At 31.3% G+C, this 24683-nt stretch carries 24 protein-coding genes, 1 pseudogene and 1 riboswitch; of the genes and pseudogenes, 22 read left to right on the forward strand and 3 right to left on the reverse strand.

Annotation, left to right across the window (positions count from 1 at the left end; all coding sequences use genetic code 11):
* Positions 1-9: 9 nt before the first annotated feature.
* A complete protein-coding gene (locus tag GXM21_RS01385) occupies positions 10-447 on the forward strand; it encodes an MOSC domain-containing protein (protein WP_008539030.1) in 438 nt (145 codons plus the stop codon).
* Between the two features lie 13 nt (positions 448-460).
* Positions 461-949 carry a MogA/MoaB family molybdenum cofactor biosynthesis protein gene (locus GXM21_RS01390; RefSeq protein ID WP_008539029.1) on the forward strand — a complete coding sequence of 163 codons (489 nt, stop codon included), beginning with the start codon at positions 461-463 and terminating at the stop codon, positions 947-949.
* A gap of 49 nt (positions 950-998) precedes the next feature.
* Here GXM21_RS01390 and GXM21_RS01395 read toward each other — a convergent pair whose 3' ends face one another.
* Positions 999-1784: a histidinol-phosphatase HisJ family protein gene (locus tag GXM21_RS01395; protein ID WP_008539028.1), complete on the reverse strand. Its 786-nt coding sequence runs from the start codon at positions 1782-1784 to the stop codon at positions 999-1001.
* 113 nt (positions 1785-1897) lie between these two features.
* On the opposite strand from GXM21_RS01395, the gene GXM21_RS01400 reads away from it, so the two are divergent.
* Entirely contained in the window at positions 1898-2773 is an 876-nt protein-coding gene (locus GXM21_RS01400) for a helix-turn-helix domain-containing protein (RefSeq protein ID WP_008539027.1), read from the forward strand.
* Positions 2774-2822: 49 nt separating this feature from the next.
* Here GXM21_RS01400 and GXM21_RS01405 read toward each other — a convergent pair whose 3' ends face one another.
* Positions 2823-5192, reverse strand: a complete 2370-nt coding sequence (locus GXM21_RS01405; RefSeq protein ID WP_008539026.1) for a heavy metal translocating P-type ATPase — start codon at positions 5190-5192, stop codon at positions 2823-2825.
* A gap of 209 nt (positions 5193-5401) precedes the next feature.
* Here GXM21_RS01405 and GXM21_RS01410 point away from each other — a divergent pair.
* The 12 genes and pseudogenes from GXM21_RS01410 (at position 5402) to GXM21_RS01465 (ending at position 16103) form a co-directional block, all read left to right on the forward strand.
* A pseudogene (locus GXM21_RS01410) lies at positions 5402-5986 on the forward strand (N-acetyltransferase family protein).
* Positions 5987-6032: 46 nt separating this feature from the next.
* Positions 6033-6207, forward strand: a riboswitch (cobalamin riboswitch).
* A gap of 109 nt (positions 6208-6316) precedes the next feature.
* Positions 6317-7423 (forward strand): cobalt-precorrin-5B (C(1))-methyltransferase CbiD, encoded by a 1107-nt coding sequence (gene cbiD, locus GXM21_RS01415; RefSeq protein ID WP_008539020.1) that lies wholly within the window; start codon positions 6317-6319, stop codon positions 7421-7423.
* On the forward strand, positions 7408-8034 hold the full coding sequence (gene cbiE, locus GXM21_RS01420; RefSeq protein WP_008539019.1) for a precorrin-6y C5,15-methyltransferase (decarboxylating) subunit CbiE: 627 nt from the start codon (positions 7408-7410) through the stop codon (positions 8032-8034). The genes cbiD and cbiE overlap by 16 nt, the downstream gene beginning before the upstream one ends.
* A 36-nt stretch (positions 8035-8070) precedes the next feature.
* On the forward strand, positions 8071-8652 hold the full coding sequence (gene cbiT / locus GXM21_RS01425; RefSeq protein ID WP_008539018.1) for a precorrin-6Y C5,15-methyltransferase (decarboxylating) subunit CbiT: 582 nt from the start codon (positions 8071-8073) through the stop codon (positions 8650-8652).
* A 23-nt stretch (positions 8653-8675) separates the two neighbouring features.
* Positions 8676-9437, forward strand: coding sequence for a precorrin-4 C(11)-methyltransferase (cobM, locus tag GXM21_RS01430; RefSeq protein ID WP_008539017.1), 762 nt, complete (start codon positions 8676-8678; stop codon positions 9435-9437).
* A complete protein-coding gene (locus GXM21_RS01435) occupies positions 9437-10498 on the forward strand; it encodes a cobalt-precorrin 5A hydrolase (protein WP_008539016.1) in 1062 nt (353 codons plus the stop codon). Before cobM ends, GXM21_RS01435 begins: the two co-directional genes overlap by 1 nt.
* The gene (cobJ, locus tag GXM21_RS01440; protein ID WP_015563025.1) at positions 10489-11226 is read left to right on the forward strand and encodes a precorrin-3B C(17)-methyltransferase; all 738 of its coding nucleotides are present in this window, start codon (positions 10489-10491) and stop codon (positions 11224-11226) included. The genes GXM21_RS01435 and cobJ overlap by 10 nt, the downstream gene beginning before the upstream one ends.
* Positions 11223-11990, forward strand: coding sequence for a cobalt-precorrin-6A reductase (locus GXM21_RS01445; protein ID WP_008539013.1), 768 nt, complete (start codon positions 11223-11225; stop codon positions 11988-11990). The genes cobJ and GXM21_RS01445 overlap by 4 nt, the downstream gene beginning before the upstream one ends.
* A gap of 11 nt (positions 11991-12001) precedes the next feature.
* Positions 12002-12637, forward strand: a complete 636-nt coding sequence (locus GXM21_RS01450; protein ID WP_008539011.1) for a precorrin-8X methylmutase — start codon at positions 12002-12004, stop codon at positions 12635-12637.
* A gap of 15 nt (positions 12638-12652) precedes the next feature.
* Positions 12653-14047 carry a cobyrinic acid a,c-diamide synthase CobB gene (locus GXM21_RS01455; protein ID WP_039881344.1) on the forward strand — a complete coding sequence of 465 codons (1395 nt, stop codon included), beginning with the start codon at positions 12653-12655 and terminating at the stop codon, positions 14045-14047.
* Complete coding sequence (locus GXM21_RS01460; protein ID WP_008539009.1) at positions 14047-15579, forward strand: cobyric acid synthase; 1533 nt, start codon at positions 14047-14049, stop codon at positions 15577-15579. Before GXM21_RS01455 ends, GXM21_RS01460 begins: the two co-directional genes overlap by 1 nt.
* A gap of 167 nt (positions 15580-15746) precedes the next feature.
* Positions 15747-16103: a hypothetical protein gene (locus GXM21_RS01465; RefSeq protein ID WP_008539008.1), complete on the forward strand. Its 357-nt coding sequence runs from the start codon at positions 15747-15749 to the stop codon at positions 16101-16103.
* A 38-nt stretch (positions 16104-16141) separates the two neighbouring features.
* Here GXM21_RS01465 and GXM21_RS01470 read toward each other — a convergent pair whose 3' ends face one another.
* Positions 16142-16420 (reverse strand): metal-sensing transcriptional repressor, encoded by a 279-nt coding sequence (locus GXM21_RS01470; protein WP_008539007.1) that lies wholly within the window; start codon positions 16418-16420, stop codon positions 16142-16144.
* Positions 16421-16507: 87 nt separating this feature from the next.
* Between GXM21_RS01470 and GXM21_RS01475 the strand changes: the two genes are divergently transcribed.
* The 7 genes from GXM21_RS01475 to GXM21_RS01505 all read left to right on the forward strand — a co-directional run bounded on the left by GXM21_RS01475 (position 16508) and on the right by GXM21_RS01505 (position 24657).
* Positions 16508-17092: a pentapeptide repeat-containing protein gene (locus GXM21_RS01475; RefSeq protein WP_008539006.1), complete on the forward strand. Its 585-nt coding sequence runs from the start codon at positions 16508-16510 to the stop codon at positions 17090-17092.
* Between the two features lie 109 nt (positions 17093-17201).
* Entirely contained in the window at positions 17202-18455 is a 1254-nt protein-coding gene (locus GXM21_RS01480; RefSeq protein ID WP_008539005.1) for an Nramp family divalent metal transporter, read from the forward strand.
* A gap of 131 nt (positions 18456-18586) precedes the next feature.
* The gene (locus GXM21_RS01485; protein WP_008539003.1) at positions 18587-19852 is read left to right on the forward strand and encodes a DAK2 domain-containing protein; all 1266 of its coding nucleotides are present in this window, start codon (positions 18587-18589) and stop codon (positions 19850-19852) included.
* A 50-nt stretch (positions 19853-19902) separates the two neighbouring features.
* The gene (locus GXM21_RS01490; protein WP_008539001.1) at positions 19903-20658 is read left to right on the forward strand and encodes a C40 family peptidase; all 756 of its coding nucleotides are present in this window, start codon (positions 19903-19905) and stop codon (positions 20656-20658) included.
* 116 nt (positions 20659-20774) lie between these two features.
* Positions 20775-23501 carry a sigma-54-dependent transcriptional regulator gene (locus GXM21_RS01495; RefSeq protein WP_008539000.1) on the forward strand — a complete coding sequence of 909 codons (2727 nt, stop codon included), beginning with the start codon at positions 20775-20777 and terminating at the stop codon, positions 23499-23501.
* A 236-nt stretch (positions 23502-23737) separates the two neighbouring features.
* Positions 23738-24181, forward strand: coding sequence for a PTS sugar transporter subunit IIA (locus GXM21_RS01500; RefSeq protein ID WP_008538999.1), 444 nt, complete (start codon positions 23738-23740; stop codon positions 24179-24181).
* Positions 24181-24657 carry a mannose/fructose/sorbose PTS transporter subunit IIB gene (locus tag GXM21_RS01505; protein WP_008538998.1) on the forward strand — a complete coding sequence of 159 codons (477 nt, stop codon included), beginning with the start codon at positions 24181-24183 and terminating at the stop codon, positions 24655-24657. The genes GXM21_RS01500 and GXM21_RS01505 overlap by 1 nt, the downstream gene beginning before the upstream one ends.
* Positions 24658-24683: the final 26 nt, after the last annotated feature.

A 24683-nucleotide genomic window follows, 5' to 3' on the forward strand; every position in this document is an offset into this window, starting at 1 on the left:
AGATTTTAATTGATAGGAAAAATTTTAGCTGTATGTATCAGTGAACAAAAAGGTACTTTAAAAACTGCTGTAGATAAGGGCTTGATGATAAAAGATTTTGGTTTAGAACATGATGCTCATGCTGGAAAATGGCATCGTCAGATAAGTTTATTAGCAGTGGAAGCGGTGAGAGCTTTTGAAGAAAAATATAATTTCAAAGTTCCTGCTGGTGCATTTGGCGAAAATCTTTTAGTTGAAGGTATTGATTTAAAAAATTTGCCGATTGGTACAAGATTGAAAGTAAATGATATTTTATTGGAAATCACTCAGATAGGTAAAAAATGCCATTTAGGTTGCAATATTCAAAAGCAAACAGGTGAATGTATCATGCCTAATGAAGGTGTATTTGCGATTGTATTAAATGGCGGAGAAATTAAAGCACAAGATACAATTTTTGTAGAAGCTTGAGAAGGTGAATGAAATGTTTGAAGTGGCGATAATCACTGCAAGTGATAAAGGTGCAAAAGGTCTTCGTGAAGATTTAAGTGGTCCATGTATAAAGCAGATTGTAGAAGAGTCTGATTATAAAGTAGTATCCATGGAAATTTTGCCAGATGATAGAGCTTTATTGGCAGACAAAATGATAGAGCTTGCGGATAAAGAAATTCCTTTGATTTTGACAACAGGTGGTACAGGTTTTTCGCCAAGGGATAATACACCTGAAGCGACAAAAGATGTAATTGAAAGAGAAACACCAGGAATTTCTGAAGCTATGCGTATGTATAGTTTAAAAATTACACCAAGAGCTATGTTGAGTCGAGCAACTTCAGGCATTAGAAAAAAATCTTTGATTATTAATTTGCCGGGAAGTCCTAAAGCTGTAAGAGAATGTTTGGAATATTTATTGCCAACATTAGACCATGGTCTTAAAATTATGCTTAATTTAGATAATGAATGTGCTAGAAAATAATAAAAAACTAGATGTAGTTTAACTGCATCTAGTTTTTTTATTTTAATTATTAAATTGTATGAACAATAGGTTTCATTTTGTCAAATGTATAGATATATTTAAATCCTAAATCTTTTAATATTTGTTTAGTCTCTTGGATTTTAAAGCCATATTGGTCAACATCATGACCGTCAGAACCAATGGTTATAATATCACCACCTAATTTTTTATAGAGTTTTAAAATTTCAACGGAAGGCGTTAAATCTTTTAGTCCATAACGATAACAAGAAGTATTAATTTCAATGCCTTTATGATCATTTATGACTTGTTTTAAAATCTCATTTACAAGGTCAAAGACTTTATTGAAAGGATAAATCCCTTTTTGGTCGTAACGATTAATCATATCTAAATGACCAAGAACACAATAATCTTTATATTTCTGGATTACTTTTAAAATTTCTTGGTAATAAAGTTCATTATATTCTTGTTGTGTTTTTCCTTTTTGAAAAGCTTGGTTCCAAAATTCAAGGTTATTGACTTGATGACAAGAAAGTATTATAAAATCAAAGGGATAACTAGCAAATGTTTTGGCAAATTGATTGATAGTATGTGTTTGCATACCAAATTCCATGCCGAATTTTAGTTTTATTTGAGGAGAAAATAATTTTTGATAATATGTAAATTTTTCAAGATATTTTTGACAATCACAATTTAAATCTGTTTTTACACCATAATCAATATGTTCAGTAAAACAGATTTCATCGAAATTTTTAGCTATTGCTGTTTGGATAGCTTTTTCCATAGGGCAAGTAGAGTCATCACTAAATTCAGTGTGCATATGATAATCAGCTAACATGATAAAACCTCCTAAAATAATTAATTATAGAGTCATAATAATATATAATAAGGGATAATACTATCAATATTGACCGAGTTTTTTATAACAATAATCTGCTGAGGATGAGCTTTATGTATATAATAGAAAATAATTTAGAAGTAGTAGAATATGAAAATTTATTATTGCCAATATCTATAAAGATAAGAGAATTAATACAATATAAAAATAAAAGAGCTTTATGTCATTGGCATGATGATATAGAAATTATAAAAATTTTATCAGGTTCAATGAATTTTTATATAAATGGAGAAATTTTTCGTTTAATAAAAGATGATATTTTAATTGTAAATTCAAAGCAGATACATTATGGTTATGAATATAATCATGATGATTGTAAATTTATTTGTTTAATGGTAAATCCTTCAGTATTAAAAATTAATAAAGCTATGTATCAAGAATATGTAATTCCTATTATTGAGAATAATGGTCTATTGGCATGGTGTTTAAAAAATAATGAAGGAAAACAATTAGATAGAATATTATTTGCATTAATAGATTGGCAGGAAAAATCTTGTAGAGCAAAAGAATGGAGATTGTTGTCTTTAGTATATGATTTATGGTATCAAATATATAATTTAATAGATAATGATAAAAATTTAAACTTAATAAAAGATGATACTTCTGATGATGTGAATATATTTAAACAGATGGTAATATTTATTTATCAAAATTATAAAAAAGCAATAATTTTGCAAGATATTGCAAAATCTGGAAATGTAGGTAAAAGTAAGTGTTATGAACTTTTTAAGCGATATGTAAATAAAACACCAAATGATTTTGTTAATTTATATAGGTTAGAAAAAAGTAAGATTTTATTGAAGAATGAAGATTTATCAATTACAGAAGTTGCATTAGAATGTGGATTTAATAGTGGAAGTTATTATGCAGAACTTTTTAAAAAATATAATGGATGTACTCCAAGAAATTTTCGTAAATATAAAAAATAATCTGTTCATCTAAAAAGAAAATGAACAGATTATTAAAAGTTGAAAGCTATTAATAGTTTTTATAAAGAATGCGAATGGAGTTTAAAATACAAATTATAGCCACACCAGTATCGGCAAAAACTGCTGCCCACATGGAAGCAAATCCCATAAGACCGAGTATCATGATGAGTATTTTTACACCTAAGGCAAAGACTACATTTTGCCATGCTATGCGAATGGTATCACGAGAGATATTTATCGCTTGGAAAATAGAATGAACTTTAGAATTCATAAATACTACGTCAGCAGCTTCAATGGCAGCATCAGCACCACTACCCATAGCAGCGCCAACATCAGCACCAGCGAGAATAGGAGCGTCGTTTATACCATCGCCGACAAAAAGTACATTACCATGTTCTTGTCTAAGTGAAGATAATTTTTTTAATTTATCTTCAGGTAAAAGTTTAGCATGAACTTTATCAATGCCTACTTCATTAGCTACAGCATAAGCACTATGTTCATTATCACCTGTGAGCATAGCTGTAGTTAAACCTAAATTTTTTAATTTAGCAATAGTGGATTTTGCATCATCTTTGATAGTATCATCAATAACAATAGAGCCAGCATATTTACTATCTATACCAATAAATATTTCTGTACCAGCATTAATAGGTAAATCATCAGGTAAAGCAATATTAAATCGTTGCATTAAGCGTTTATTACCACAATAAATTTTTTGTTTATCAATAGTGCAAATTATGCCTTCGCCAGCAATTTCTTGATTATCAGTAGTAGTTTTTAAATTGAGTTTTTGTTTAGTGGCTTCATTGATAATACTGATAGCAATAGGGTGAGAGGAAATTTTTTCACAACTAGCACAAAGAGAGAGCAATTCTTCTTTTGTGTAATTGTTTGTAGGATTTATAGTTTTAACTGTGAAATTACCATGAGTCAGTGTACCTGTTTTATCCATGACGATAGTTTTTATATTTTTTAAAGCTTCTAAAGCTAGACCACCTTTAAATAAAATTCCTTGTTTGGAACCGCTACCGATACCAGAAAAGAAAGCAAGTGGCACACTTAATACTAAAGCACAAGGACAACTAATTACTAAAAAAGTCAAAGCTGTATAAATCCAATGTTCCCAATCACCTGTAATCAATGAAGGAATGATAGCTGTAAGCGTAGCTACTAAAACGACAATAGGAGTATAAATTCTAGCAAAACGAGTGATGAATTTATCTATTTTAGGTTTATTAGCAGCAGCATTTTCTACAGCTTGTAAAATGCGCGAAACCATAGATTCAGATAATGGCTTTTCCACTTTCATTTTGATAGCGCCGGAAATATTCAAACAACCAGAAGTGATAGAGCTATTAGGGGCAATTTTTATTGGAACAGGTTCGCCAGTAACAGGTGATGTATCCAAACGGCTTTCTCCTTCAATGACAATGCCATCAACAGGAATTCTATCGCCAGCACGAACTAATAAAATATCGCCAACCTTAGCTTCATGAGCAGAAATAACAGAAATTTTATCACCATGGAGAAGATTTACTGTTTCAGGTCGTAAATCAACAGCGTCCATGATTTGACTGCGACTTTTTTCTGTAGCACGTTCTTCAAAATATTCGCCAATGCGATAAAAGAGCATAACACCGACAGCTTCAGGATATTCTTTGATAGCAAATGCTCCCAAAGTTGCGATACTCATGAGGAAGTTTTCATCGAAGACATTGCCATGAAATAAATTGGTGATGGCAGTTTTTAGTACATGGAAACCTAAAATTAAATAAGCTACGATATAAAGATAAAGTGTGTATTGGTCAGGTACAAGAGAGGTAAATTCGCCAATGATAAATAAAATGGCACCAAATACAATTTCAATAATATCAATGGTTTTTTCATCAAAAAATTTTTTTGTATTTTGATGAGATTTTGAAGAAGCTTCGTCAGCTTTTATGATTTTTACCCCATTTTCAATGGAATTAGCTATTTTATTTATTTGAGGTAGAAGTGCATCAGGATTTTGAGCTACTATTTTTAATTTTTTAGTAGCAAATGTCAATTGAGCAGATTTAATTTCAGGTAATTCGTTTAATTTTTTTTCGATTTTAGCACCACAGTTAGCACAATCTAGATTTTCGATTAGATAGATTTTTTCTTTATAATTAGAAGCATTTTCTTCAAGTTGAGAGATTATAGTGCCAGGTTCAATTTTGTCTGCTATTTTTTGAATAGTAGGTAATAATTCATCAGGATTTTTAGCTGTCAAAGTTAATTGTTTAGTCAAAATAGAAATAGTAGCGTTATCTATATCAGATAATTCGTTGATTTTTCGTTCGATTTTGGCAGCACAATTAGCACAATGGATATTGATTGAATATGCTTTTTGTTTGTGATTATTATTATCAATAGATAAATTAGAAGTAGTAGCCATATGTACGCCTCTTTTCTAAAATAATTATATACCTCTAGGGGTATTATCTTTATGTCTTTAGTATACCCTATGGGGTATATGGTGTCAAGAATGAATATCAATAATGATTAAATTTTTATTTGACTCAGTATAAATTTTGACTAGAATTATTTAGTATAAATATTTGTATAGATTTTAAGTAAAAATTTAGTCATTGAGGAGAGATTTTAATGAAGAATGATGAAAAAATAATTTTTCGTTTAGCCAAAATAGATGATGCAGAAAAATTAGTAGAAATTTATGCTCCCTATGTAAAAAATACAAATATCACTTTTGAATATGAAGTGCCAATAATTGACGAATTTAAACAGCGTATAACAAAAATAATGTCGAAATTTCCTTATATTTTAGCTTGTATTGGTGATGAAATAGTAGGTTATACATATGCTTCTACTTTTAGGGAACGACAAGCTTATAATTGATGTGTAGAAACTTCTATTTATATTAATGAAAAATATCAAGGTAGAAAAATAGGAGAAATTTTATATACGAAATTAGAAGCGATTTTAAAATTGCAAAATATAACTAATTTAGTAGCAAGCATAACATATCCCAATCCGCAAAGTATAGCTTTCCATGAAAAATTTAATTATAAGAAAATAGCTCATTTTACAAAATGTGGTTATAAGCAAAATTGTTGGTATGATATGGTTTTCATGGAAAAAATGATAAATAAACATGAAACATTGGCAAAAGAAATTATTTATTTGCCTGATTTAGATAAAAATTTAGTGGAAAAGATATTGCAGAAATAATAATTTGATTTGCAGTATTAATGGATAATGCCTATAATATAATATATTAAATTAAATAGAGATAGGTGCGTAAGCTTAATAAGGAAACTGGAAGAGCCAGTACGGTCCCGCCACTGTAAGGGGAGCTATTTTTAATTATGTCACTGAAATAATTTATTTTGGGAAGGCGAAAATCAGCGAGGAACCTAAGTCAGGAGACTTGCCTATTGGAAAAACACCGTGAAATTTATAGATGATATATTTTTCAGACTCACGAGAGATGGGCAGGTGGAGAATTTTTCGTAGAAATACGGGATAAGTCTATCTCCCTGCCCAAAGGGAGATTTTTTTATGCGTAAAGAAATGAAAAGTGGCTATACAACAGGTTCTTGTGCAGCTGCTGGTACAAAAGCTGCTATACTTGCTTTACAGGGAAATGTCGTTCAAGAGATTGAATTATATGCTCTAAGTGGAGAATTATTGCATATTCCCATTAAAAATGTAGAGCTTACATCAACTGGAGCAAGAGCAGAAGTCATAAAAGATGCTGGTGATGACCCAGATATCACACATGGAGCTTCTGTATTTACGGAAGTAAAAATAAATAAAGATGATGATAAAATCAATTTTTATGCTGGCTTAGGTATTGGAAAAGTTACAGAGGCAGGTTTATCTATTCCGCCAGGAGAGCCGGCAATAAATCCAGGGCCAAGAAAAATGATGACGAAAGTCGTTCGTGAATTGTTGCCAGAAGGTTATGGCTGTGATATTACAATTTCTATTCCTAAAGGAGTGGAACTAGCGAAAAAAACGCTTAATCCTATATTAGGTATAGAAGGCGGTATTTCTGTAATTGGCACTACTGGCGTGGTGCGTCCAATGTCTGAAGAAGGCTTTAAAAATTCGCTTACACCGCAGATTTCTGTAGCTAAAGCAAATGGATTTGATGATATTATTTTTGTTCCTGGGAAAATTGGTGAAAATATCGCTAGTAAATTAAATCTTCCAGCAAAAGCTATGGTGCAGACAAGTAATTTTATCGGTCATATGTTGGAATTTGCTGCTGATGAAGGAATTAAATCAGTGCTTTTATTTGGTCATTTAGGTAAATTAGTAAAAGTAGCTGGAGGAATTTTCTATACACATAGTAAAATAGCTGATGCTCGCTTGGAAATATTAGCTTCTTATGCTGCTCTTTTGGGCATGGACAAAAAAGGCGTAGAAGAAATTTTTAAAGTGAAGACAACAGAAGCAGCTATGCCAATCATTGAAAGATATGGATTGGTAGAAAAAGGTTTTTATGATTTATTAGCTAAAAGAGCTAGTCTTCGCAGTGAACAACATGTATTTAATGCTTTTAAAGTAGGAACTGTGATGGTTACTTTGAAAGGTGAAATTTTGGGCATGGACGATAATGCAAGAGAAATAGGTGGTAGATTAGGTTGGAACATAAAATAATTGTGGCTGGAATTGGTCCAGGAGCGAAAGAATATGTCATTCCTATGGCTATGCAAGCTATAAATGAAGCAAAAGTTTTAGTTGGAGGAACAAGAGCATTAAATGAATTTTCTCATCAAGGTCAAAAAACTTTTGCCATAAAAGCAGATATCAGTGCTGTGATGGATTTTATAAAAGTTGAATTAAATGATAATGATGTAGTAGTAATGGTATCTGGTGATCCGGGATATTATTCTTTGTTAAGTGCTTTGCGCAAGAATTTTCCTTTAGAAAATATAAAAGTAATTCCAGGACTAAGTTCCATGCAAACAGCTTTTGCTAAGATAGCACTTCCATGGCAAGAAGCTAGTCTACTTAGTTTTCATGGACGTGTGCCGAGTGATGAAGACTTAAAATATTATCCAGGTCGCATAATCGGTATGCTCACAGATAATAAATTTAATTCTAATGCTATAGCCACATATTTGATAGCAAGAGGCTGGGATAAAAATGCGAGAGCATATATTTGTTCTAGACTTTCTTATCCTGATGAAAAGATAGTTAGCTTATCTTTAGATGAAGCACAGACAAAAGCATGTGCGAGTCATTGTGTGATGATAGTTGAAGGTTAATATAAAATAAATTATGAATAGAAAGTTGGTGCATATTTGAATTTACCAGGAATAGCAGATGAAGAATTTATTCGCGATAAAGTGCCAATGACAAAAGAAGAAATTCGCATTTTGACAATGTGCAAGGCAAAAATTCGTCCTGATAATATCATTTGGGATATTGGTGCTGGTACAGGTTCTTTATCTATTGAAGCGGCTTTACTTGCTCCTCAAGGAGAAGTTTATGCTATAGAGAAAAAAGATTTAGCTGTTGATTTATTACATCAAAATATTGCTAAATTTAAATTAGAAGGTAAAGTTAAAGTCATTGCCACAGAAGCACCAAAAGGATTAGATGAATTGCCAAATTGTGATGTAGTATTCATCGGTGGCAGTGGTAAGCATATGTTTGAGATTTTAGATATAATTGATAGTAAATTAAATGAAGGTGGACGCATTATCGTAAATGCGGTAACAATCCAGACAATATCTGAAATTACAACATATATGAAGCAAAAAGAAAATTACATTTATGAAGCAATTCAAGTACAAGTAAATCGTTTAAGACAAATCGGTTCATACGATATGTTCAATGCACAAAATCCAGTTTATATTGTTACTTGTAAAAAACTAAAATAAGATGAATTAGGGAGGATATTTTTATGGTTTATATTATTGGTGCGGGTCCTGGGGATCCTGAACTTATTACAGTTAAAGGTCAAAGATTATTAAAAGAGGCAGATGTAATTATTTATGCTGGTTCTCTTGTAAATCCTGCATTATTAGATTATGCAAAAGCAGATTGTGAAATTTATAATAGTGCTTCTATGACTTTAGGTGAAGTTATTGAAACAATTACAGCAGCAGAACAAGAAGGTAAAATGACAGTTCGACTTCATACTGGTGACCCTGCAATTTATGGTGCTATTCAAGAACAGATGGACGAATTATCTCGTCGCAATATTGAATACACTGTAATTCCTGGTGTAAGTTCTTTCTTAGCTACAGCAGCAGCATTGAAACAGGAATATACACTTCCTGAAATTTCTCAGACTGTAATCATCACACGTAATGAAGGTAGAACACCTGTTCCTGAAAAAGAAAAATTAAAATCTTTAGCAGCTCATCAAGCTACTATGTGTATTTTCTTGAGCGTGCATATGATTTCTGAAGTAGTAGAACAGTTGATTGAAGGTGGCTATGAACCATCTACACCTATTGCTATCGTGCAGAAAGCTTCTTGGCCTGAACAAAAAATTGTACGTGGTACACTTGAAACTATTGCCGATATCGTTAAAGAAAATAATATTTCTCGTACAGCTATGATTGTTGTAAGTAAATGTTTAGATACAGAATATGCAAAATCTCGTCTTTATGCACCAGAATTTAGTCATATGTATCGTCAAGGCACAGATAAAGCTTAATGAAATATGCGATTATTACTGTAACTAAAAATGGTGCTGATTTAGCTTGTAAATTGCAAAATACCTTGAAAACTTGTGATATCTATGTAAAAAAAGATAGATATGATATTAGTTTAGTTGATCATATATATGAGTATGACAAAATGAGTGAACTGATAAAAAATATTTTTGCTGAGTATGAAGCGATTATATTTTTCACTTCGACAGGTATTGCTGTGCGAATGATAGCACCATTTATTGTGCATAAAGTCAAAGACCCAGCTGTAATAGTTTTAGATGAAAAAGCTAATTTTGCGATAAGCTTATTATCTGGTCATTTGGGTGGAGCAAATGAACTTACGTTGAAGATTGCTGATATATTAAATGCTATTCCAGTTATTACTACAGCGACAGATACGAATAAAATAATTGCTCCTGATGTGGTGGCAAGAAAATATAACTTAGTGCCTTATCCTTTAGAACATATAAAAATAATTAATTCAGCATTAATTCAACAGCAAAAAGTTATTTATTATGTAGATAAAGATTTAAAGCAAAGTGAACAAATAATAATTGATTTGGCTAGAGATTTTAAGATTGAAGCTAAATTGATTGATGTAGAAGAACTTGATAGGCAAAATGACTTTTGTGTATTTATCACAGATAAGCGACAAGTGCGAGAAAATATATTATTTTTAACGCGAAAACAATTGATAATTGGCGTTGGTTGTCGCAAAGATGTTGAATTAAATCTTGTAGAACAGGCAATAAATGAAGCAAAAAAAATGGCAGATTGTGAAGATTTAAAAATCAAAGCATTAGTTTCTACAATCGTCAAGCAAAATGAGAAAGCTTTACATCAATGGGCAGAAAAATATAAAGTAGAAACTCGTTTTTATGATAATACAATCATGCAAAATGTGATTGATAAATATAAATTACCTGAATCTAATTTTGTGAAAAAACAAATTGGTATAGGAAATGTATGTCAAGCTGCTATATTGGCATATAATGAGAGGGCAAAAATAATTTTGCCGAAAACAAAATTTGAGAAAGTGACGGTGTCCTTAGCATGGGAATGATTAAAGTAATTGGAATTGGTCCAGGTGGTAAAGAGGATATGACTCCTCGTGCTTTAAATGCTATTTTAGAAGCTGATACAGTAGCAGGATATAACACATATATTAAATTGATAAAACATCTTTTAGATGGAAAAAATGTAATTGGCACAGGAATGATGCAAGAAGTTGACCGCTGTAAAATGGCTATTGAAGAAGCTGTAAAAGGTCATAATGTTGCAGTAGTTTCAAGTGGTGACTCTGGTGTATATGGTATGGCAGGTCTTGTCTTAGAATTATTATTGAAATTGCCAAAAGAAGAAAGACCACAAGTTCAGATTGTAGCAGGTCTTTCTGCTGTAAATGCAGCTGCTGCTGTATTAGGTGCTCCACTTATGCATGATTTTGCAATCATCAGCTTAAGTGATTTATTGACTCCATGGGAATTGATTAAAAAACGTGCAGACCTTGCAGCTCAAGGTGATTTTGTAATTGGTTTATACAATCCAAAAAGCCATAAACGTGTACAGCATATCGAAGAAATTCGTGAAATCATGTTAAAACATAAAGACCCTAAAACTCCAGTTGGCATTGTAAATAGTGCAAGCCGTGAAAATGAAACAATGGTTATTTCTGATTTAGAAAACTTCACCAAAGAAGATATCAATATGTTTTCTATGGTAATCATTGGCAATAGCAAAACTTTTGCTAAAGAAGGCTTTATGATAACACCTAGAGGCTATGAAGTATGATTTTTGTAGCTTCAGGAACGCAAGATGGTAGAGGTCTTGTAGAATATTTATTAAAGCAAAATTATAAAGTTATGGCTTCCGTAGTTACTAATTATGGTAAAGAGTTATTACCGAAAGATGAAAATTTAATCATCAATGACCATAAATTAGATGAAGAAGCTATGAAGAATTGCTTAAAAGAAAATCAGATAAAAGTTTTTGTAGATGCTACGCACCCATATGCGGTGAATGTATCTAAAACAGCTATGCAGGTTTGTGATGAATTAAATATACCTTATATTCGCTATGAAAGAGAAGTAACACCAATACCTGCTTATAATAAACTTCATTTAGTGAAAACTTATGAAGAAGCATCTGACCTTGCTATGCAATTAGGTGAAAATATCTTTTTGACAACAGGTAGCAATCGTTTAGATTTATTTGCTAATGATAGTAAAAAATACAATAAGCATATTATAGCGAGAGTACTTCCTGCGATTGCTTCTTTGCAAATCTGTGAAAACTGTGGAATATCTCCCAAAGATATAGTAGCTGTGCAAGGGCCTTTTTCGGAAAGCTTGAATATAGCTTTATATGAAAAATACAATGCAGATGTTGTTGTAATGAAAAATAGTGGTACTTTAGGTGGCACAGAAACAAAATTGACAGCTGCAATTAAATTAGGTCTAGAAATTGTCATTATTGATAGACCTAGAATAGATTATAAAAATTTAACTCATGATTATGATTGTGTAGGCATATTTGTTGCCAAATATGAAAAATAGGAGGGATTTTGATGGAATTTATCAAAGACCCAATGGCGATAGAAGTTCGTAGTTTTGAAATTATTAAACCATATATTGAAAAATTAAATTTAAGCGAAGAAGAAACAAAAATTTATTCTCGTATTATTCACGCTTCTGGTGATGTGGATTATGCACCAATCATTCGCATTCATAAAGATGTAGTAGCTTCCATGAAAAAAGCTTTGCTTTCTGGTTGCAAAATCTATACTGATGTAGAAATGGTTCGCACTGGTATCAATAAACGCAAATTAGCCTCTTGGGGTGGCTCTGTAGAATGTAAAATAGCAGATCCAGAAATTGCAAAATATGCTAAAGAACATGGTATCACTCGTTCTATTGCTGCTATGCGTCATTTTGGCAAAGAACTAGATGGAGCAATCGTTGCTATTGGTAATGCACCAACAGCTTTATTTGAAGTTATCCGTTTAATGAATGAAGAAAATATTCGTCCAGCTGCTATCATTGGTACACCAGTTGGTTTTGTAGGAGCTGCTGAATCAAAAGATTTATTAATTGCTGAATCAAAAGTTCCATATATTACAGTAACAGGAACAAAAGGCGGTAGCCCAATTGCTGCTTCTTGTATTAATGCAGTAATGTATATCATTGATAATACACGCATTTAATAAGGTGATTTAATGATGAAAAAAGTAAATATTCCTCGTGTAGTTATTGCAGCCACTCAAAGTAGTTCAGGTAAGACTACAGTCGTTACAGGAATACTTCGTGCATTAAAAAATAAAGGTTTAAATGTACAACCGTATAAAGTTGGCCCTGATTATATTGATCCTAGTTATCATGGCATGGCGGCAGGAAGAAAAGGTCATAATCTCGATACATGGCTTGTTGATGAAAGTATGATAAATGATTTATTTGTGCAAGAATCAAAAGATGCCGATATAGCGATTATCGAAGGTGTTATGGGGCTTTATGATGGTGGAAAAAATGGTGTTAGTTCTACAGCACAATTAGCAAAAAAATTAAATGCACCTGTGATTTTAGTCATCAATGTGCAATCAATGGGCGATTCAGCCGCAGCTATAGCACTTGGTTTTAAATTATATGATAGTGATGTGAATTTAGCCGGTGTAATTTTAAATAAATTAGGTTCACTAACACATAAAGCTTTGATTGAAGAAGCTATGAAGAAAATAAATGTGCCTGTTTATGGTGCAATTTTCCGTGATGATAGTGTGCATATGCCAGAGCGTCATTTAGGTTTGACACCAGTTGGAGAAAATAATGCACGTGAGGTCATCGAAAAGATTTCTGAAAAAATTGCTCAAGAAGTGTATTTAGATGAAATCATTGAACTTGCTAAAACAGCACCAGCTATTGAAGTTGAAGAATTTGAAGCTGAAAATATCAAAAAAGATATAACTATAGGTATTGCACAAGATAAAGCTTTTTCTTTTTATTATCCAGCAAGTTTAGCTCAATTAGAAAATTTAGGGGCGAAGTTGAAATTTTTTAGTCCACTAGAAGATGAAACTATTCCTGATGATGTTGATGCTTTGATTTTTGGCGGAGGTTTCCCAGAAGTTTTTGCTCAAGAACTTATGCAAAATACTTCGATGATAAAATCCATACGCAAAGCTAATGAACGCAAAATGCCAATATATGCTGAATGTGGTGGCTTTATGTATTTAATGCAGGGAATTTATGATTTTGAGCAAAGATTTTATGAAATGGTGGGGCTTATTCCTGCAAAAGCTCAAATGAATAAAAAATTGCAGACTGTGGGTTATGTAAAAGCAAAAATTCTGCAAGATAATATTTTAGGAAAACAAAATGATGAGATAAAAGGTCATGAATTTCATTTTTCAACGCAGATTGATACACAAGATGAAAGTTTTCCATGGGCATTTGAATTTACGAAAATGCGTAATAATATGAAATACAAAGCAGGATATGCTAAAGATAATATTGTAGGTTCATATTTGCATTTACATTTTTTAGGCTCAAAGCAAAATGCTAAATATTTTGTGGAAAAAATAAGAGCTTATAAAAAATCACTAGAGATGGAGGAAAACTGATGACTAAACATATTATGTTACAAGGTACTTCTTCTCATGTAGGAAAAAGTATTTTAACTACAGCTTTATGCAGAATTTTTTATCAAGAAGGTATGTCTGTAGTGCCATTTAAAGCACAGAATATGGCACTTAATTCTTATGTAACTAAAGATGGCGATGAAATGGGCAGGGCTCAAGTAGCTCAAGCAGAAGCAGCAGGTCTTGAGCCATTTGTAGAGATGAACCCTGTATTATTGAAGCCAACAGGAAATGCTTGTTCACAAGTTATTTTAATGGGAAAAGCTGTAGGTAATATGTCTGCACGCGAATATCATAAGGGATATTCATTAAAAGCTTTTGATACTGTAAAAGAAGCTATTCGCCGTTTAGAAGAGCGCTTTGATATGATGGTGATTGAAGGTGCAGGCAGTCCAGCAGAAGTGAATTTAAAAGCAAATGATATCGTAAATATGCGTATTGCTAAATATTTAAATGCACCAGTATTGTTGATTGCTGATATTGACCGTGGCGGAGCATTGGCTTCCCTTGTGGGAACTTTAGAGCTTTTAGAACCAGATGAAAGAGCTTTAGTAAAAGGACTTATCATCAATAAATTCCGTGGCGATGTAACTATTTTACAGCCTGCACTTGATTTCCTCGAAGAAAAAACGGGAAAACCAGTTTTAGGTGTAATTCCTTATTTACCTGATTTAGGTATTGAAGATGAAGACTCTGTATCTTTAGATGATAAAAAGACTCAAGCGAAAGATAAAGTAAATGCACCAATAAAAATTGCAGTAATTCAAACTCCTAAAATTTCCAATTTCACTGATTTTGATGCTTTGAGTAAAGAAGATGATATAAATCTTTATTATGTAAAAGAAGGTCAAGAAATCGGTGATGCAGATTTAATTTTACTTCCAGGTAGCAAAAACACTACAGAAGATATGCTTTATTTGCGTGATAGTGGTATGGAAAAAGCTTTAAATGAAGCTCATGAAAAAAACATTCCTATCATCGGCATCTGTGGTGGCTATCAAATGCTTGGTGAAAAAATCAGTGACCCATTGCATACTGAATCAGATAATGATAGCGTAAAAGGACTTGGCTTTTTGCCAATGGAAACTACTTTTGTAGAGAAAAAACTCACTTCACAAGTTGAAGCAAAATGTCTTTCTTGGGAATTTTTAGGTGAAAAATTATCTATAGATGATTTATTTGGTTATGAAATTCATATGGGAACTACTAAATTTACAAAAGAAGCAAATCATCCATTCATGATCACAAAACGTGCTGATAAAGATGTACAGGTGGCAGAAGGTATGATAAATCAAGAACAAAATGTCATGGGTGCATATATTCATGGTATTTTTGATAATGATAAATATCGCCGTAGTCTGATCAATATATTGCGTAAACGTAAAGGATTAGAAGCATTACCTGTAAGTACAAATTATGCAGCAGCGAAACAAGCAGCATTTAATCGTTTAGCAGATACTGTTCGTCAAAATATGAATATGGAAAAATTAAGAGAAATTTTACAAGAAGCATAAAATAATGCACCTTAAGACTTAATATAGTTTTAAGGTGCATTTTTATTTGATAATTAGTTACTTTAAAGTAACTATGTTACTAAAAGGTGCTTACTTTACAGCCGTTTTGAGTAGTTATATTATAAAAGTAATGAGAAAATAATACTTAGAAAGGCGATGGATTTATCATGGATCAAAAAGTATTAGATTATGTTGTAGAAAAAACACATGAATTAATGAATGCTCCTTCTTGTAGCAAAGAAGCAAAACAAGCAGCACAAAATTGGCTTGATGCTATTGGCACAGATAATCAATTAGCAGAAACTAAAAAATATATAGCAGAGCTTGAAGCTGATATTATGCCGATTGATGGATTGATTGCTTTTGCTAATTCTGAAATGGGTTTTAAAGTTTTTGGTGAAGAAATGGCAAAAAATGTATTAGCTCATGCTCAAGATATTAAGGCAAAAGGTGCAAAATATTGTGATTGTCCAGCATGCAAAGCTGTAGCAGATATTTTAGCGAAAAAAGAACAAATGCTCTAATAATAAAAATGGCGATTGATGAAAATCAATCGCTTTTTTTATGATAGTCTAGAAAAATGGTCAATGGCTTTAGCAAATTCTTCAACTGTTTTTTCTGCATCACCATGTTGAATACCATCAATTACACAGTGTTTTAAATGCCCTTCTAAAATTACTTTGCCAACACTATGTAGAGCGGATTTTGCAGCATTTACTTGCATTAAAACATTTTCACAAGGAATAGTTTCATCATCAATCATTCTATCTATGGCATTTAATTGCCCAATAATTTTTTTTATACGGCGATGGAGCTTTTCTGTTTCCATACATTGTTTCATAAGATAATCTCCTTTTTATAATGATATAATCATTATATCATGAAGATAAATACTATTAATAATGCTATTTAATTAAAGGAATATAAAATGTTTAATAAAATTATTTATGAAAATGAAATATTTAAATTAGATATATTTGAAAATGATATTAAGAATATGGAATTTATCGATTGTAAATTTTATCATATGTTTTGGTGGGATAAATCAATAATCAATTGTGATTTTGTAAATTGCACATTTATAGATTGTCAAATTATTAATCCTAAAATAGAAAATTCACAAATAAAATATAGCAATTTTTTTAATTGCAAGTTAGTAGGAATTTTATGGCAGGATTTTAGAGCGAAAATTAAGGGCATAAAAATCATAGAGCAATTAAAAAATTGTTCTTTGGAATATAATTATTTTGAGAATTTAAAAATGGTGAATACTAATTTTGAAGATAATAAAATATATGAATGTAGTTTTGAAAATTGTGATTTAAAAGATTGTAAGTTTAGAAAACTTGATTTGCAAAATACAAAATTTAAGCATTCTAATTTAACAAAAACAGATTTTAGAAAAGCTAAAAACTTTAAAATAGATATCACTGATTGCAATTTAAAAAATGCTAAATTTTCTTATCCTGATGTAATTGATTTATTAGATTGTTTGGAAATTGTAATCGAATAATAATTCCTGTAAGAAATATTTGTTGATTATATATTTATATTTGTTATAATTTAAATTAAATATTAATTGAGAAATATTTTCAAATAAATAAAAGTAAAGGAATAAATTTATGTTAAAAGATTATAGTAAAAAACATTCAGCAAGCGAAAGAGCTAGAGAAATTCTTCGCTATATTGGTCCAGGTCTTTTAATTACAGTTGGTTTTATTGACCCTGGTAACTGGGCATCAAATTTGGCAGCTGGTGCAGATTTTGGTTATTTATTGTTGTGGATGGTAACACTTTCAACGATAATGCTAATTTTGCTTCAACATAATGCAGCTCATCTGGGAATAGTAACAGGGCTTTGTTTATCTGAAGCATCTACTAAATATCTACCGAAGTGGCTTTCACGACCAATATTAGCAACGGCAATGATGGCATCTATTGCAACAGCTTTAGCAGAAATTTTAGGTGGAGCTATAGCACTCAATTTATTATTTAATATACCACTTGTTATAGGCTCTATAATCACAGCAGTTTTTTGTGCTGTTTTATTAAAAACTAATTCTTATCCTAAAATGGAGAAAATAATCATAGCTTTTGTATCTATTATTGGTTTTTCATTTTTACTTGAATTGAATATGGTTTCAGTTGAATGGACTGAGGCTATAAGTGGTTGGGTAACACCTTCTTTTCCAGAAGGCTCAATTGTAATTATTATGAGTGTATTAGGGGCAGTAGTCATGCCACATAATTTATTTTTACATTCTGAAGTAATACAATCGCGTCAATGGAATTTGCAAGATGAAAAAATTATAAAACGACAATTGAAATATGAGTTTTTAGATACTTTATTTTCTATGGGACTTGGTTGGGCAATAAATAGTGCGATGATTATTATTGCAGCCAGTGTATTTTTCACAAATAATTTACAAGTAGATGATTTAGCACAAGCGACAGAATTATTAAGACCTATTTTAGGTGATAGTGCAGCCTTAATTTTTGCCATAGCTTTATTATTTGCAGGAATATCTTCAACAGCGACATGCGGAATAGCAGGAGGCAGTATTTTCTCTGGTATTTTTGGTGAAGATTATAATATTAAAGATTATCATTCATGGCATGGTGTATTGATAACTTATGGTTTAGCTATATTAGTTATATTATTTATTCAAGACCCATTTGAAGGTTTGATTTATTCACAGATGTTTTTAAGCATACAATTACCAATTACTATTTTTTTATTGATATATTTAACATCTAGTAAAAAAATAATGGGTAAATTTGCAAATCATTTATATCAGAAAATAATTTTAATTATTGTCGGTATAATTGTAACTTGCTTAAATTTAACTTTATTATGGGAAATTTTTTATAAATAAGTGATAAAATGGATGTATAATTTTAATGCATCCATTTTTTTGTAAATAATAAAAGGATATATTGATGGATTTTTAGAATATTATCTAGTAGAATATATATATTATTCAGGTAGAATATTGGAGTGGTTTTTATGACAGGAAATAGAGAAGTAATAACAGGTAACGATTTTAAAAGAATGATAGCAGGTGCCTACAGTGCCTTTTTATTAGAATATGAAAATATCAATGCTTTAAATGCTGATTCTTTAATGGATGAAAAAGCAGGTACACATATTTTACGTACAATTGGTGCAGCTGCGATGTCTCTTCGTGATTTACAAGCAGATAGCATTGGTGGAGTATCTAAACGTGTAGGCAGTGCGGCAGTTTTAGGTGCTCATGGCAATGCAGGTGTATTGATTTCACAAATTTTACGTGGTATTGCTAAAGGTTTAGCAGGAAAATATGATGCATCATCTTCTGTTTTTGGAAAATCTTTCCAATATGGTATTTTATATGCTCAACGAGCAGTAAATGATGAAGTAGAACGTCCTTTGATTATTACAGCAAAAGCAGTGGCAAAAGGTGCTTATAATGCTGTTCGTGCAAATTTACCAATTGCTGAAATTTTAACAGAAGCTATCAAAGCAGGTGGCATTGCATTAAGTCAAGCTGAAAAGAAAAATGGCTTTGTAGATGCAGGGGCAAAAGCTCTAATGGTATTTTTACAAGGTTGTAGAGCTGGTTTGGATGGAAATTATGTATCACCAGTATTATTATTTTCTTCTGGTTTTAAAAAATCTCATGATGTACCAAATCCTAAATTCGATATTGTTTATACATATGCAGTATCATTTAGTTTAGTAAAATGTCGTGCTAGTATCAGTGATTTAGAAAAAATGTTAAATCCATTAGGTAAAGTAATAGTAGTAAAATCATTAGATGATAGAATAACTGTGTATTTACACACAGATTGCCCAGGTTTAGTAGTTGGTCAGGCTGTAGATTGGGGTCAAATCGAAGACATTAAAATTCAAAATTTGGCTATACCACATGATTTGAAAAATGTAGATAAAACTATTATGGATATCGCTATTTTAGCAGTAGCTGATGATGAAAAAACAGCTCAAAGTTTAGAACAATTAGGTGCAATTGCAGTAATCACTCAAGATAAAGTAAGTGGCCCTGCTGTTGGTGATTTAATTAATTTAATTCATGGCGATATTGCTAAAAACTATATTATTTTATCTAATAATAAATCAAGCTCTTTAGTTATGGCACAAGTAAAACGCTTATTAAAAAATAATATAGAAATTCTTTATACTAATAATGTAGAAGAACAAATAAAAGCTTTAAAAGCTTTTGATGTGAACGAAACTTTAAAAGTTAACTTACAGAATATGCATGAAGCTATTTAATATCAATTATTGTATAAATAAAAGTGAAGGGACGGTGGGAATAGGTGGAGATGGAAAAACGATATTGTATATTAAGTTATAAAGTATTGATTTTGGCAATTATTTGTTGTTTTATAAATGCTAATGCACAGGCGGCACCAATACTAAAATTGAATTCTCATGGACATGATGTAATAGTTTTACAGCAAAACCTCATTCGTATGAATTATGATTTAAGTAAAGTTAGCGGTAATTATGATAAAGAGACGCAAGAAGCAGTAAAAGCTTTTCAAAAAGATCATAAAATAAAAGTTACAGGCATTGTAAATCGTGAGACATGGAGGGCTATTAAAGGCGGAAAACAAAATGTTATAGTCAATTCGCAGTCATCTATTAACGAAAAAATTATTTTAGATAATTTATCTTCAGTGCCATATGGCAGACAATTTTTATCTAAAAAAGAAGTCCCAGGTATTATAGCTACAGCGAAGGATTATATTGGCGTGCCGTATGTGTTTGGCGGAGATACACCAGCAGGTTTTGATTGCTCTGGTTATTTGGAATATGTTTTTGCTAAACATGGAATTCGCATACCTCGCACGGCAGATGAACAATATAAATTAGGAAAACTTGTCGAACCAGATGATTTAGAAGCTGGAGATTTAGTATTTTTTACTACGTATGAACCAGGAGCCTCTCATTGTGGTATTTATTTAGGCAACGGAAATTTTATACATGCATCAACAAGTAGAGGTATTCGTGTAGATAATTTAGATAATACGTATTGGGCATCTCGATATTATGGTGGTAAACATATAGTAAAATAAAGAAAACAGCAGGTTTTTTCCTGCTGTTTTTTCTAAAAATGGTAAAAAGAGATGATTTCATTGTTGAAGAAATCTAGGTGTGGAAATGAATTTTTGAAATAGAAAGGTAATTGACAATGAAACGTATTGAAAGGGTTTTTGAATATTTACAAGAGGTAGCAAAGAGTCAAGATAGTGAGAAGGCTCTTACAGCTACTGCTATTGCAGATAATTTAGGAATTTTACGCAGTAATGTCAGTAGAGAGTTAAATAAATTATATAGAATGGGTAAAATAATGAAGATTTCAGGTAGACCTGTTTTATATAAAATAAATGATGAAAATATCAATGATAAGATAGAAATAAAAACTGTTAATAAAATAAATAAAATAGATAAATCTGCATTTAGTGATTTAATTGGTGCAGAAGATAGTTTGAAAACGCAAGTAGAACAAGCAAAAGCGGCAGTGATTTATCCTCCAAATGGATTACATACACTGATTGTAGGTCAAACTGGTGTCGGTAAAACGCTCTTAGCACACATGATGTTTGAATATGGTAAAGAAGTTGGTCGTTTTGCTACGAATGCACCTTTTGTAACTTTTAACTGTGCAGATTATTATAATAATCCTCAATTGTTGATTTCACATATTTTTGGGCATATTAAAGGTGCTTTCACTGGGGCGGATAAGTCTGTACCAGGTTTAATTGAATCAGCAAATGAAGGTATTTTATTTTTAGATGAAATTCACAGATTGCCACCAGAAGGGCAAGAAATGATTTTTTATTTTATGGATACAGGGACTTTCAATCGTTTAGGTGAAACGAAAAGAGAAAGAACAGCTAGTGTGTTAATCATTGGAGCGACTACAGAAAATCCTGATTCAGTATTGACTAAGACTTTTAAAAGACGTATTCCTAATATAATATCTATACCACCATTAGCAGAGCGTTCGTTAAAAGAAAAATTGGAAATAATGACAGTGTTATTTACAGAAGAATCACGCAGTATAAAAAGACCAGTAAAAGTTTCTTCAGATGCGATAAAAGCGATTATCGGCAGTATTGGTAATGGTAATGTTGGTCAATTAAAATCTAATATTCGTCTTTTATGTGCACAAGCATTTTTAAACGGTATAAAGACAGATGGTCATATTGAGATAACTTATCAAATGTTGCCTGCAAATATAAAATCAGGGATTTTGCCGATGAGTCAAACGCGTGAAGATATAGCTTTGATTAGTCGTTATATTGAAAAAGGATTGTATGTAACACCATCTAGCAAAAGTAAATTGCCTCGTGAAAGCGAAGATGAGCCATTTAATTTATATCAAATGGTAGAAAATAAGGTTAATATGCTTAAGCGAGAAGGCATAGCGGAAGAATTAATTCAACAAATTGTCGTAGCGGACGTAAATACGTATGTAAAAACTTTTTATAATCAAAAAGATGATATTTCTTTATCTGTTTATGATAGATTATTGAAAATCATTGATGCAGATATGGTGGAATTTGCTCAGCAAGTAGTATCTTTAGTGGAGCGTTATATAAAATTAGTATCAAGAGAGCGTTTTTTATATGCGTTTGGTTTGCATTTAAGTTCATTATTCAATCGCATAAAAGGAAAGCAGAATTTGCATAATGCTTTGGAAGGTACAATTGACACAAATTCTATAGAATTTAAATTAGCGACAAAAATAAAATTGATGATTGAAGAAAAATATAAAGTATCTGTGTCAAAATCAGAAACAGAATATTTTGCTATGTTATTGCAATCTTTAAAACAAGAAGATAAATCGCAAAAGATAGTAATAGCAGTAGCTATGCATGGTGAATATACAGCAAGTTCTATGGTGAATGTGGCACGAAAATTGTTTAGTGCTAATAAAGCGCCGATATTAGCTTTTGATATGCCTTTAGAGTGTCGACCAGAGGATATGTTAAATCAGATTGTTGAGCAATTACAAAATATTAATTGCCAAGAAGGTGTATTATTACTAGCGGATATGGGTTCTTTATGTAGCTTTGGCCCTATATTAGAAGAAAGATTAGGTGTGCCAGTTAGGACTTTAGGCATGGTTACGACGCCATTTGTATTAGAAGCGATGAGAAAAGCAGATATTGCAGGTATCAGTTTAAGTGCTATATATGATTCCTTGAAGAATTTTAATGGTTATGAACATAACACACTATCAATTGATGACACAAATGATAGACAAAAAGCTGTAGTAACAATTTGTAGTACAGGTAAGGGAACAGCGGAAAAATTACAAAATTTAGTGATTGATATCTTGATTGATGCTTCAATGAACCATATAAAAGTAATTCCTATAGGCATTGTAGATATGCATAAACGCTTAACGGAAATAGGGCATAAATATCAGATTATTGCTGTTGTAGGTATAAAAAATCCACATATAGATGCTCCATTTATACCAATTGAGCAAATCATCAGCGGTCAAGGTGATATTATTTTGCGTGAAATTGTGGGAGCAAAAGATATTGTAAAAAAAGACGAAACAAATATTGTTTTGAAACGTTTTTGTGAAGATGGATTGCAGGAAATGTTGTTATATTTAAATCCTAATAAAATAATTGATATTTTACTTAAATTTATCAATATTTTAGAAGAAAAATTAAAATTAACATGGGACAATCCTCAGAAATTGCGCTTGATAATTCATATAGGCTGTGCATTAGAGCGAATGGTAATTAATAATGGACTTAAATTTAATGAAAAAAATATAGAAAATATAAATAAAGAAAAATTAAAAGTTGTAGAAGAAGCTGCAAAAATATTTGAGGAAACATTACAAATAAAATTAACAAAAGATGAAATGTATTATATTGTAAGCATGATTTAAAAAAAGTGTGTCTAAAAAAGTCTGTGTCAATTAAAAATGACACAGACTTTTTGTTTTAGTGTCAATTTTTAATTGACACAGTTTAGTAAATGGAAGAAGAGTGTCAATTTTTAGATAATACGCATAATTACCATTTAAAAAGTCCTTATAGTTACAGTAAAAATTTTGACACTAAAAGTTGGCACGCCATTTGCATATAATATATAACAAGAAGAATTTTGAAAGGGGAAATTAAAATGTTAGGTATTATTGTTGGTACACATGGGCATTTAGCAGAAGAATTAGTAAATACTTGTGCTATGATTTGTGGTCAGCCAGATAATTTAACAACAGTAACATTAGTACCAGGGGAAGGTCCAGAAGATTTAATGGCTAAATATAATAAAGCCATGGAAGAAATGGACACTACTAATGGTGTAATTATTTTAAATGATTTATTTGGTGGTAGCCCTTATAATGCTGCATGCCGTGTTGCTATGGAAAATGATAAATGCGGTATTGTAACAGGCGTTAGCTTACCAATGCTTGTAGAAGTAATAAATTATCGTTTATGCAATGGCGAAAATGCAAATGTTCAAGATGCAATGGAAAAAGCTGTAGAAGCTAGTGTAGCTGGAGCTCAAAAATTCCATAAAAGCCAAGTTGAAAGCGAAACAGATGACGAAGGAGACGATTTATAATGAAAATTGTATTAGCTAGAATTGATGACCGTTTAATCCATGGACAAGTAGCAACTGTATGGGCAAAAGTTACTGGTTGTGAACGTATTATTGTATGTGATGATGATGTAGCATCAGATACTATTCGTGCTACACTTTTAAAACAAGTAGCTCCTCCAGGTATCAAATCCAGTGTTGTTAGCGTAGATAAAGCTATCCGCGTATACAACAACCCTAAATATGAAAATGATAAATGCTTATTGCTCTTCACAAATCCTACAAGTGTATTACGCATGGTTGAAGGTGGCGTAGATATTAAATCTGTAAACGTTGGTGGTATGAGCTTTAAAGAAGGTAAACGCCAAATTACAAATGCTGTTTCTGTAGATGATAAAGATGTAGAATCCTTCAAAAAATTAAGTGAAAAAGGTATTGAAATCGAATTTAGAAAAGTAGATACAGATAAACGTGTTAATTTAATGGAAATTATTAAATAATTAAATGAAAAGATTAACAGCTATTA

The organism is Megamonas funiformis, from assembly GCF_010669225.1.
In the GTDB taxonomy this organism is placed as follows: domain Bacteria; phylum Bacillota; class Negativicutes; order Selenomonadales; family Selenomonadaceae; genus Megamonas; species Megamonas funiformis.